Origin of the sequence: Mycobacterium interjectum, from assembly GCF_900078675.2 — a bacterium.
Classification (GTDB): Bacteria; Actinomycetota; Actinomycetes; order Mycobacteriales; family Mycobacteriaceae; genus Mycobacterium; species Mycobacterium interjectum.
On record NZ_LT546237.1, the window covers coordinates 2,944,793 to 2,956,350 of the forward strand.

At 68.1% G+C, this 11,558-nt stretch carries 8 protein-coding genes and 1 pseudogene; 2 read left to right on the forward strand and 7 right to left on the reverse strand.

Translation table 11 applies throughout. The annotated features are described in order from the left end of the window. Nucleotides 1-35 precede the first annotated feature (35 nt). The 6 genes from typA to BN4348_RS48490 all read right to left on the reverse strand — a co-directional run bounded on the left by typA (nt 36) and on the right by BN4348_RS48490 (nt 9,494). A complete protein-coding gene (typA, locus tag BN4348_RS48465; RefSeq protein WP_066914905.1) occupies nt 36-1,925 on the reverse strand; it encodes a translational GTPase TypA in 1,890 nt (629 codons plus the stop codon). Between the two features lie 146 nt (nt 1,926-2,071). Continuing rightward, a complete protein-coding gene (gene narI, locus BN4348_RS48470) occupies nt 2,072-2,812 on the reverse strand; it encodes a respiratory nitrate reductase subunit gamma (RefSeq protein ID WP_096866182.1) in 741 nt (246 codons plus the stop codon). A gap of 1 nt (nt 2,813) precedes the next feature. Then, on the reverse strand, nt 2,814-3,479 hold the full coding sequence (narJ, locus tag BN4348_RS48475) for a nitrate reductase molybdenum cofactor assembly chaperone (RefSeq protein WP_066914907.1): 666 nt from the start codon (nt 3,477-3,479) through the stop codon (nt 2,814-2,816). Then, nucleotides 3,476-5,119, reverse strand: a complete 1,644-nt coding sequence (gene narH, locus BN4348_RS48480) for a nitrate reductase subunit beta (protein WP_066914909.1) — start codon at nt 5,117-5,119, stop codon at nt 3,476-3,478. The genes narJ and narH overlap by 4 nt, the downstream gene beginning before the upstream one ends. Then, nucleotides 5,120-8,806, reverse strand: a complete 3,687-nt coding sequence (locus BN4348_RS48485; RefSeq protein ID WP_066914911.1) for a nitrate reductase subunit alpha — start codon at nt 8,804-8,806, stop codon at nt 5,120-5,122. Between the two features lie 295 nt (nt 8,807-9,101). Then, a complete protein-coding gene (locus tag BN4348_RS48490; RefSeq protein ID WP_066914913.1) occupies nt 9,102-9,494 on the reverse strand; it encodes a (deoxy)nucleoside triphosphate pyrophosphohydrolase in 393 nt (130 codons plus the stop codon). A gap of 26 nt (nt 9,495-9,520) precedes the next feature. Here BN4348_RS48490 and BN4348_RS48495 point away from each other — a divergent pair, with 26 nt between their 5' ends. Continuing rightward, complete coding sequence (locus BN4348_RS48495; protein ID WP_066914915.1) at nt 9,521-9,805, forward strand: 4a-hydroxytetrahydrobiopterin dehydratase; 285 nt, start codon at nt 9,521-9,523, stop codon at nt 9,803-9,805. Here the strand turns inward: BN4348_RS48495 and BN4348_RS48500 are convergent. Continuing rightward, complete coding sequence (locus BN4348_RS48500) at nt 9,802-11,088, reverse strand: mannosyltransferase (protein ID WP_066914917.1); 1,287 nt, start codon at nt 11,086-11,088, stop codon at nt 9,802-9,804. The genes BN4348_RS48495 and BN4348_RS48500 overlap by 4 nt on opposite strands. Before the next feature lie 87 nt (nt 11,089-11,175). On the opposite strand from BN4348_RS48500, the pseudogene BN4348_RS48505 reads away from it, so the two are divergent. After that, nucleotides 11,176-11,556, forward strand: a pseudogene (locus BN4348_RS48505) (hypothetical protein); the annotation flags it as partial. Nucleotides 11,557-11,558 lie beyond the last annotated feature (2 nt).

Consider the following 11,558-nt stretch of genomic DNA (forward strand, 5'->3'; position numbering starts at 1 on the left):
AGCAGGCGCCCACCGGCCCGCCGGCCCACGCGCCGCTAACCCCGGGCCTTGGCCCGCGCGCGGCTGCGGGCCCGGGTCGTGGCGTCCAGCTCCACCTTGCGCACCCGGACGATCTCCGGAGTCACCTCCACGCATTCGTCCTGCGCGCAGAACTCCATGGCCTGTTCCAGGTCCAGCTCGAGCGGCTTGGCCAGCGTCTCGATGACGTCCGCGGTCGAGGACCGCATGTTGGTCAGTTTCTTCTCGCGGGTCACGTTGACGTCGAGATCCTCTGCGCGCGGGTTGATTCCGACGACCATGCCCTCGTAGGTGTCCTGTCCGGGCTCGACGAAGAACTGGCCCCGGTCGGCAAGCTGGATGAGCGCGAACGGCGTGATGGTGCCCGACCGGTCGGATACCAGCGAGCCGGTGTGGCGGGCCCGGATCTCTCCCGCCCACGGGCGGTAGCCGTCGAACACGGCGTTGGCAATGCCGGTGCCGCGGGTGAGGGTGAGGAAGTCGGTGCGGAAGCCGATCAGGCCCCGGCTGGGCACGATGAAATCCATCCGGACCCACCCGGCCGCGTGGTTGGTCATCTCCTCCATGCGGCCCTTCCGGGCGGCCATCAACTGGGTGATCGCGCCGACGAACTCCTCGGGGCAGTCGATCGTCATCGCCTCGAACGGCTCATGCAGCTGGCCGTCGATGGTCTTGGTGACCACCTGTGGCTTGCCCACCGTCAATTCGAAACCCTCCCGGCGCATCTGCTCGACCAGCACGGCCAGGGCGAGCTCGCCGCGGCCCTGCACCTCCCAGGCGTCGGGCCGGCCGATGTCGACTACCCGGATCGACACGTTGCCGACCAGCTCGGTGTCCAGCCGGTTGCGGACCATCCGCGCGGTCAGCTTGTGACCGGATACCTTGCCGGCCAGCGGCGAGGTGTTGGTGCCGATGGTCACCGAGATCGCCGGCTCGTCGACGGTGATGCGCGGCAGCGCGTGGGCATGATCGGGATCGGCCAGGGTGTCCCCGATCATGATCTCGGGCAGGCCGGCCACGGCCACGATGTCGCCGGCGATCGCCTCGTCGGTGGGGCTGCGCTCGACGCCCTCGGTCGCGAGCAGCTCGGTGATCTTGGCGCTGGTGATGACCGGCACCCCGTCGACCTCGCGCATCCAGGCGACCTGCTGGCCCTTACGCAGCTTGCCGTTGTAGATGCGGATCAGGGCGAGGCGCCCCAGGAAGGCCGACGCGTCCAGGTTGGTCACCAACGCCTGCAGCGGCGCCTCCGGGTCCCCTGACGGTGGCGGAATGTGCTCCATCAACACGTCGAACAGCGGGTCGAGGTTGTCGCCCGCGGGCACCTCGCCGTCGGCCGGTGCTTCGGTGCTCGCGATGCCGGCGCGGCCCGACGCGTACAGCGTGGGCAGGCCCAGGGCATGCTCGGCGGCCTTGGCCGCTTCGTCGTCGAGATCCGACGCCACGTCGAGCAATAGGTCGTGGCTGGCCTCCACCACCTCGGCGATGCGCGCGTCGGGCCGGTCGGTCTTGTTGACGACGAGGATCACCGGCAGGTGCGCGGCCAGCGCCTTGCGCAGCACGAACCGCGTCTGCGGCAGCGGCCCCTCGGACGCGTCGACCAGCAGCAGCACCCCGTCCACCATGGACAGCCCGCGCTCGACCTCGCCGCCGAAGTCGGCGTGCCCCGGGGTGTCGATGACGTTGATCACGGTGACCGTGCCATCGGTGTTATGCCGATGCACGGCCGTGTTCTTGGCCAGGATGGTGATGCCCTTTTCCTTCTCCAGGTCACCGCTGTCCATGATGCGTTCCTGGGTGTCGTCACCGCGGTGGTGCAGCGCCCCGGACTGCCGCAGCATCGCGTCGACCAGAGTGGTTTTCCCGTGGTCGACGTGGGCGACTATGGCGACGTTGCGGAATGGCACGTCGGTGATTCTGGCAGCGGGGGCCTCAGATAGCGAACCGGCTAACCACCGGGGCCCCTCGTTCGGTGTGCGTCCAGGGCGACCGCGTCCGGCGTGTCATGACCCTGGAATGCACACTTAATGCCTTGACAGCCCACTGCGCCGGGCTACCAGCCGCGGCGGCGCGGGGCCGACCCGATCAGCTCGTGTGTGTCGGCCACCTCGCGGCTGCGGTAGACGATATAGGGCCGGAAGAGATAGGCGATCGGGGCGCTGAACGCGTGCACCAGCCGGGTGAACGGCCACAGCGCGAACAGCGCCAGCGCGATCACCACGTGTATCTGGTAGTAGAACGCCGCGTGCGCCATCAGGTCCCCGCGCGGATCGAGCAGCCAGATCGACCGGAACCAGACCGACACCTTCTGCCGGTAGTCGTGCAGCTCGCCGAAGTGCGTGGCGCCGGCCAGGGTGCAGCACATCCCCGCCACCAACGCGCATACGAGCACCAGATACATCAGCTTGTCGTTGCGGGTGGTGGCCAAGAAGACCGCCCCATGCGTGCGCCGCCGGTAGATCAACAGCCCGATGCCGATCAGGGTGGCGAAACCGGCGGGCACGCCGAGCAGCAGCGCCTGCAGGTGATAGATGTGATCGCTCATCCCAGCCGCGCGGGTCCACGATTCCGGGACGAACAGGCCCAGGACGTGGCCCATGATGACCAGCAGGCTGCCGAAGTGGAAGAGCGGGCTGCCGATCGACAACAACTTCGACTCGTAGATCTGCGACGAACGGGTGGTCCAGCCGAACTTGTCGTAGCGATAACGCCACCAGGTGCCGACGGCCGCGGCCGCCAGCACGACGTAAGGCACGTCGTCCCAGAAGATTTCGATCAACTTCAGGTGTACCAAGTCAGGCCCCCGTGGCGCGCTTTGGCGGGACGGTCAAGGTAAATGGTTGCAGCCCAACGGCTTCCGTGGGCGGGCCGGCCTGAGCCAATCGTTCCGCCCGGCGCACCTCCTGGTCGGTGACGGCCGGCAGCGTCTCGCAGACCGCCGCGATAACGTGCTGGTAGGGCGACTTGGCGTCCGCCAGGGCTTGCCGCAACACGTCGATCGGAACGCGGTGCTCGATCAGTAGGCGGCGCCCGGCATCGGGGTCGACGGTGGCGGCGAATTCGAGAACGACGGGCAGGTGGTCCGGCGCCTCGGAGCGGGGCGGTTCGACGCCCGCGTCGCGGTAGGCGGTGGCGAACGCCAACATCGCCCGGCCGCGGTTGCGGGTGTCCCCCGCGGTCCAGTAGGTCAGATACATGGTGTTGCGCCGGCGCATGTCGAAGGTCTCGACGTAGCCCGTCGTGGCCGCCATCGGTTCGAGGGCGCGCAGGGCCGAGACCGTCCGGTGAAGCAGCGCCGCGGCCCGGCCGCCGATGTGGCCCAGCAGTTCGTCGACGGTGTCGAGCCGCTCGGCCAGATGCGAGTCCGGGTAGGCGAGCAGCAGCGATGCCGCCTGCCACACCAGGCGGTCGCCCATCGTCCGGTCGCCCGAGCTTCGGCGAACCTGGGCCAGCAGCCTCATCGCTGCACCGGCTCGGATTCGGGGAACAGGCCCGCCGGCGCGCCGTTGCCGTCCCAATTGAGCAGGTTGACCCGGTGGCCGCGCTCCGCGTCCTCGCCGCGCTGGCGCTGTTTGAGGGCGTGGAAGGTCTCCACCGCCACCGGCACCGGGGCCCCGCTGCCCTCGCCGAACGGGCCGGATTCGTACATCCCCGGACCGCCCTCGCCCGACAACGAGCAGCCCATCTCCTCCAGATCCCGCGCCTGCGGGCTGAAGGCGGTCGGAATGACGTACCGCTCTTCGTATTTGGCGATCGCGAGCAGCCGGTACATGTCGTAGATCTCTTGTTCGGTCATGCCGACGGCGTGCGGTATGTGGGGCTGGGTCTCCCGGCCGAGGTTGATGTCGCGCATGTAGGAGCGCATCGCGGCCAGCCGGCGCAACACGTCCTCGACGACGAGGGTGTCACCGGCGGTGAACAGTTCGGCCAGGTATTGCATCGGGATGCGCAGCGCGTCCAGCGCGCCGAACAGGTTGCCCAGCTCCTCGCCATCGTGCCCGTCGCGGCTGACGGCGTCGACCACCGGCGACAGCGGCGGGATGTACCAGACCATCGGCATGGTCCGGTACTCCGGGTGCAACGGCAGCGCCACCCGGAACTTGTTGATCAGCGCGTACACCGGGGAGCGCTGCGCGGCCTCGATCCACTCGTCGGCGATGCCCTCGGCGCGCGCGGCGGCGATGACCTCGGGATCGCTGGGGTCCAACAGGATCCGGCACTGCGCCGCGTACAGGTCTTTGTCGTCCTCGACCGACGCGGCCTGCAGCACCCGGTCGGCGTCGTAGAGCACCAGCCCGAGGTAGCGCAGCCGCCCCACGCACGTCTCCGAGCAGATCGTCGGCAGGCCGACCTCGATCCGCGGATAGCACAGCGTGCACTTCTCCGCCTTGCCCGTCTTGTGGTTGAAATACACCTTCTTGTACGGACATCCGGACACGCACATCCGCCAGCCGCGGCAGCGGTCCTGGTCGACGAGCACGATCCCGTCCTCGCTGCGCTTGTACATTGCGCCCGACGGGCAGGACGCCACGCAGGACGGGTTGAGGCAGTGCTCGCAGATGCGCGGCAGGTAGAACATGAAGGTCTCTTCGAGCTTGAGGGTGACCTCGTCGCTGACCTTCTTCAGAATCGGGTCTCCCGAAAGGATTTCGGGCGATCCGGCCAGGTTGTCGTCCCAGTTCGGTCCCCACGAGACCTTCATCGGCTCGCCGGTGATCATGCTCCTTGGCGCGGCCGTGGGGAAGGTGTCACCCGCCGGGGCCGTCGTCAGGTTCTCGTAGTCGTAGGTCCACGGCTCGTAGTACTCGTCGATGGTGGGCAGCTTGGGGTTGGCGAAGATCCGCAGCAGCTTGCTGATGCGGCCGCCGTCGCGCAACCGCAGCCGGCCCTTCTTGTCCCGGATCCAGCCGCCCCGCCAGCGTTCCTGGTCCTCGTAGGTGCGCGGATAGCCTTGCCCCGGGCGGGTTTCGACGTTGTTGAACCACACGTACTCGGTGCCGCCGCGGTTGGTCCAGGCCTGCTTGCAGGTGACCGAGCAGGTGTGGCAGCCGATGCACTTGTCGAGGTTCATCACCATCGCCAGCTGCGCCATGACCTTCATCTAGTACGTGACCTCCTGGCTGCGACGCCGCACCACCGTCACCTCGTCGCGCTGGTTTCCGGTCGGGCCCATGTAGTTGAACGCGAACGCGTGCTGCCCATAACCACCGGCCAGGTGGCTGGGCTTGATGCGCACCCGGGTCAGCGAATTGTGCGTGCCGCCGCGTTTGTTGTTGGTCTCGGTGCGCGGCGTGTCGACGGTGCGTTCCTGGACGTGGTAGACGTAGACCACGCCGTCGGGCATGCGGTGCGAGACGATCGCCCGGCACACGTAAATGCCGTTAGCGTTCACCGCCTCGACCCAATCGTTGTCTCGCACTTTGATTTTTGCCGCATCTCCCGGGCTGATCCACATCGTGGGCCCGCCGCGAGACAACGACAGCATGTACAGGTTGTCCTGGTAGGTGGAGTGGAATGACCACTTCGAGTGCGGGGTCAGATAACGCACGGTGAGGCCGACGCCGTCGTCGGTGGGGCCCAGCTCCGGCTGGCCGAACAGTCGCGTCATGTCCAGCGGCGGGCGAAAGACCGGCAGATGCTCGCCGAGCTCCTCCACCCAGTCGTGGGCCAGGTAGAAATGCATCCGGCCGGTCAGCGTGTGGAACGGCTTGAGGTTCTCGATGTTGATGGTGAACGGCGCGTAGCGGCGGCCGCCGGTCTCGCTGCCCGACCACTCCGGACTGGTGATCACCGGGACGGGACGCGCCTGGGTGTCGGCATAGGTGACGCGGCGGTCTTCGCTGCCCTCGGCCAGGTGGGCGAGCCGCTGGCCCGTGCGCTTCTCCAGCTCGTGGAAGCCCTCGACGGCGAGCCGGCCGTTGGTGGTCCCGGACAGCAGCATCAGCACGTCGGCCATCCGCTCCGCGGTGGTGATCGCCGGACGGCCTTCGGCCACACCGGAATTCATTACGCCGAACTTTCTGGATAGCTCGTCGACCTCGCGGAACGGGTGGACGGTGACCCCCTTGGTGGTCACCCCGAATCGGTCGACGAGCGGCCCGAGCGTCAGCCACTTGTCGTAGATGGCCGTGTAGTCGCGCTCCACCACGGTGAGCTTGGCCATCGTGCGCCCCGGCACGGGCGTCGCACCCGTGCGCAACCAATCGTCTTCGCTGCCATCGGGATAGACCATCGCGTCGGGCGTGTCGTGCTGCAGAGCGGTGAGCACCACATCGCTGCGGGTGCCCAGATGGTCGTTGGCCATCGCGCTGAAGGCGCGCGCAATGGCACCGAAAGCGTCGAAATCCGAACGCGTTTCCCAGGGCGGATCCGTTGCCGCGCTGAACGCATGCACAAACGGGTGCATGTCGGTGCTGGAGATGTCGGCCTTCTCGTACCAGGTCGCCGCCGGCAGCACGACGTCGGACACCAGGGTCGTCGAGGTCTGCCGGAAGTCGATCGACATCATCAAGTCGAGCTTGCCCTCCGGAATGTCGCCCTCGCACACGACGCCGACGGGCCGCACGCCGCCCTCCGGCGGCTGCGCCTGTGCGTTGGAATCCGTGCCCAGCAGATGGCTCAGGAAGTATTCCCCGCCCTTACCCGACGAACCGATCAGGTTGGCCCGCCACACCGTGAGCACGCGCGGCCAGTTGGCCGGGTTGTCGGGGTCGGTGACGGCCAACTTGAGCTTGCGCTCACCGAGTTGCTCGGCGACATACTCGGCGACGTCGCGTCCGGCGGCGCGCGCCTCGTCGGCGACGGCCAAGCTGGACCGGTCGAACTGCGGGTAGAACGGGCTCCAGCCCATCGCGGTCGCGGACGCCAGCAGGTCCATCGTGTGCTTGCCGGCGAACCTGCCGCGGCCCACGGGACTGGCCAGCTTGTCGGCCGCGTAGCCGTCGTAGCGCCATTGGTCGGTGTGCGCATACCAGTACGAGGCTCCGGGCACCTGTCGCGGCGGGCGCACCCAGTCGGTGGCCATCGCCATCGTCTGAAAACCGGTGAGCGGACGCACCTTTTCCTGGCCAACGTAGTGCGCCCAGCCCCCTCCGTTGCGCCCCATCGACCCGGTCAGCATCAGCAGCGCCAGAACCGCACGGTAGATGGCGTCGCCGTGGAACCACTGGTTGATCCCACTGCCCATGATGATCATCGAGCGCCCGCCGGATTCCTCGGCGCTGCGGGCGAATTCCCGCGCGACGCGGATGGCCTGGGCGGCCGACACGCCGGTGATGGGTTCCTGCCAGCCCGGCGTGTTCTGGTGCGTCGCGTCGTCGTAGCCGGTGGGCCAGTCGCCGGGCAGCCCGGGCCGCGCCACCCCGTACTGGGCGAGCATCAGGTCGAAGACGGTGCACACCAGGTGTTTACCGACGCGGCGCACCGGCACCCCGCGCGCCAGCGTGTGGCCTTCGCCGTTCACCGTGTCGAAGCTGGGCAGGTGGACGAGTGCGGCGCCGGCTTCGCCCTTGTCTTGCACGCTGAGCGCCGGCATCAGATCTCCGAGGGCGAGGTTCCACTTTCCGACGCCGTCCTCGCCGTACCGGAATCCCAGCGAGCCGTGCGGCACGACAACGGAATTCGTCGCATCGTCGAGCACCGCCGGCTTGAGCGCGGCGTTCTCGACCCGCTGCCCGATGTCGGCGGCCGTGAGGTTCTTACCGGACACCAGCATGTCGCCGCGTTGTTCGAGCTTGATCAAAAACGGCAGGTCGGTGTAACGGCGCGCGAAGTCGGTGAACAACGGAACCTGTTTTTGCACATAGCATTCCGACAGGATGACGTGGCCCATCGCCATCGCCAACGCCCCGTCGGTGCCGGCGGCGCACGGCATCCATTCGTCGGCGAACTTGGTGTTGTCGGCGTAGTCGGGGCTGACGGTCACCACCTTGGTGCCGCGGTAGCGGGCCTCGGCCATCCAGTGCGCGTCGGGGGTCCGGGTGATCGGGACGTTGGAACCCCACATCATCAAATACGCCGCGTCCCACCAGTCCCCGGACTCGGGCACATCGGTCTGGTCGCCGAACACCTGCGGGGAGGCCACCGGCAGATCGGCATACCAGTCGTAGAACGACGTCATGGCGCCGCCGATCAGCTCATAGAACCGCGAGCCGGCGGTGTAGGACACCATCGACATCGCCGGGATCGGCGAGAAGCCGGCGACCCGGTCGGGACCGTAGGTCTTGATCGTGTGCACGTGGGCCGCCGCGATCAGTTCGGTGGCCTCGGCCCAACTGATCCGCACCAGCCCGCCCTTGCCGCGCGCCCGCTGATAACGGCGCCGCCGCTCCGGGTCGCCCTGGATGTCGGCCCAGGCCAGCACGGGGTCGCCCAACCGCGCCTTGGCCTCCCGAAACATCTCGACCAGCACGCCGCGGGCATACGGGTAACGCACCCGGGTCGGCGAGTAGCTGTACCAGGAGAACGACGCACCGCGCGGGCAACCGCGCGGCTCGTACTCGGGCCGGTCCGGGCCCACCGACGGATAGTCGGTCTGCTGGGTCTCCCAGGTGATGATCCCGTCCTTGACGTAGATCTTCCACGAGCACGATCCGGTGCAGTTCACCCCGTGCGTGGACCGGACCACCTTGTCGTGGCTCCACCTGTCGCGGTAGAAAACGTCGCCTTCGCGGCCCCCCCGCCTGGTGACGGTGCGCAAATCGGAGGAGAACTCGCCTGGCGTGAAAAATCGCCCACTGCGTGCCAGCAGCTCCTCGAGCGGACCACCAACGTGAGGTGTGACAGCCAAGACAAAGCCTCCTACAGGGTCGACGCCGAAATTCGCCGTGGGGTTCGAGTGCTCGGAACCCGCACGCGCGCGTTAGGGAAAATCGGTGCCGTCATTGCGCGTTGTCCCGATACGGCGACGTGGGGCCCGGTATGGCGGCCGGGCCCGCACCGTCCGAACTGGCATCGGGATCGCTTCCGGCATGCAAATCGACGTTACGGTTTCTTGAGGCTCGTACCTTCCGATTCCACGCGTGTCTGCTGCGATAGCGCTGTAGGTTGCCTGCACGCGGCCTGTGGACTTGTTATGAGCCGGCTCATAACGCTCGAGCCAGGTCCTCCAGCCAACCGCGATCTGCGGGCACCCAGTCGACCTCGCTCAGTTCTGCCGCCGTGATCCAGCGCAGCGCCTGGTGATCCCGCGGGTGCGGTTCCCCGCCAAGCAGCCGAACCCGATAGGCCCGCAGCGTCGTCGTCTCATTCAGCGCGATATCGCCGCCGAGGCGGTCACCGACCGCGACGTCACCAACCCGCAGGCCCAGCTCCTCGGCCAGCTCCCGGGCCAGCGCGTCGGGCTCGGTTTCGCCCGGCGCGACCTTACCGCCCGGCAGTTCCCAGAGGCCGGCCAGCTCCGGCGGCCGGACGCGCTGCGCGACCAGGACCGTGGGGCCGGAGATGACCGCTGCGGCGACGACGATCTGGGTCGGCATGGCCAGTGACGGTATACCGTCGCAGTATGGCTGTGTTAACGGATGAGCAAGTGGACGCCGCACTGCCCGGACTCGACGGATGGGAGCGATCCGGCGGTGCCCTGCGCCGGTCGATCAAGTTCCCGACGTTTCTCGACGGCATCGACGCGGTGCGCCGGGTGGCCGAGCACGCCGAGAGCAAAGACCATCACCCCGACATCGATATCCGTTGGCGGACAGTCACTTTCGCGCTAGTTACGCATTCCGCGGGTGGCATCACCCAAAACGACGTCGACATGGCGCGAGACATAGACGGGATCGTCGGGGGCTAAGCCGTCGACTCGGCGTGGCGTCGGCCGGTCGCCACGACCCAGATCAGGGTCGCCACCGCCGCCACGATGTAGGCCAGCCCGGCCCAGGCCAGGTACCACGGCCGGCTTATCTGCCAGATGGTCGGTTGAGCGAACAGCAGCAGCCACGGCACCCCGATGAGCGTGAGCACCAGCCAGCCCCACCCCACGACGCGGGCGCCCGGCCGCTCGCGCGGTGGCCCGTGAATCGCCCAGACCATCAGCGGCGCCAGCCACACCCAATGGTGGGACCAGGAGATCGGCGAGAGCAGCAGCCCGAACAACTCGACCACCAGCAACTTGCCCAGCCGATCGGGCCCGTCGAGCGCCCGCCACGCCAGGACGGCCAGCACGGCCGTCACGGCAGTCGCGGTTAAGACCAGTGGGCCGAAGCCGGCGTCATGGCCGAGGATCCGAGAGATGCCGCCGCGCCAGGATTGATTGATCGACGTGGCGATGGGCCCAACGCGGTGCGCGTCGCCGAGCAACTTGGTGAAGTAGTAGCGCGTCTGATCACCCACGACCAGAGCCGACACGCCGATGGTCGCCAGGAACACGAGCGCCGAGAACACCGCCGCGCCCCAGCGCCGGACGCCGACCAGGTAGACGCCGGCGATCGCCGGCGTCAACTTGATCCCGCCCGCCACGCCCACCAGCAGCCCCGACAGCCACCACCGCGAGCTGTAGACCGCGCACAGGACCGCCAGCATGAGCAACACGTTGACCTGCCCGTAGTCGAATGTGCTCCGCAACGGCTCGATCCAGAGGGTGATCGCCGTCCACAACATCGCCACGCGGTGACCGGCGTCCGCGGGGACGCCCATGATGCGCTGGCTGATCCGGATCGCGCCGTACAACGCGGCCATCGTCGCGACCTGCCACAGGAAAGCGACCGGGCCGAAGGGCAGCAGGTGCAGCGGGTAGAAGACGACCGCCGCGAACGGCGGATAGGTGAACGGCAGCGGGAAGTCGGGCGTCTGGTCGGCGTACACGTAGCTGTACAGCGTGCCGGGATGGTCGATCGCGGCTGCGCCGCCGAGGTAGACGTGCAAGTCGACGAAGTTCGCGCCGTTGGGCACCAGGTAGGTCCACGCGAGTCGCGCCAGGACGCTCACGGCCAGCAGCACCGGCGCGGCCGCCCGAAGCAAGACCGTCAACCGCCGCGTGGGGGGTGCCGCCGGGGCGGCCGAGGTGGTGTCTATCCGCCCGACTTTAGCGATCGCGACCCCCGCCCGGTCACCGCCGTCACTCGTATCGGTAACGATCGAATAAATGCCACACGTGTCACTTGAGTCACATCAGTATCAAAGTAACTTCGGCCGCGGACCCGTCGTCGATCACCAGGGAGAGTCATGCCAACCATCTGGACCTATTTGCGAGCGACCGCCGTCGTAGTCGGTTCGTCCGCCGCCCTACTCACGGGCGGTATCGCCCACGCCGACCCCGTGCCGGCCCCGGTCGTGCCGAACATTCCGCAGCAGCTGATCAGTTCGGCGGCCAACGCGCCCCAGATCCTGCAAAACCTCGCGACCGCGCTCGGCGCGACGCCCCCGGCGGCCCCGGCCGCTCCTGGCATCACCTTCCCGGGGTTGCCCTCGGCGACCTCGCCCGTGTCGCCTTCGGCGGGCATCCCGTCGATCCCGGGGCTCACCCCGCCCGCGGCGCCTGCGGCTCCGTCGGCAACGTCGGCGATCCCGGGGCTCGGCTCGATCCCGGGCCTGACGCAGCAGGCGCC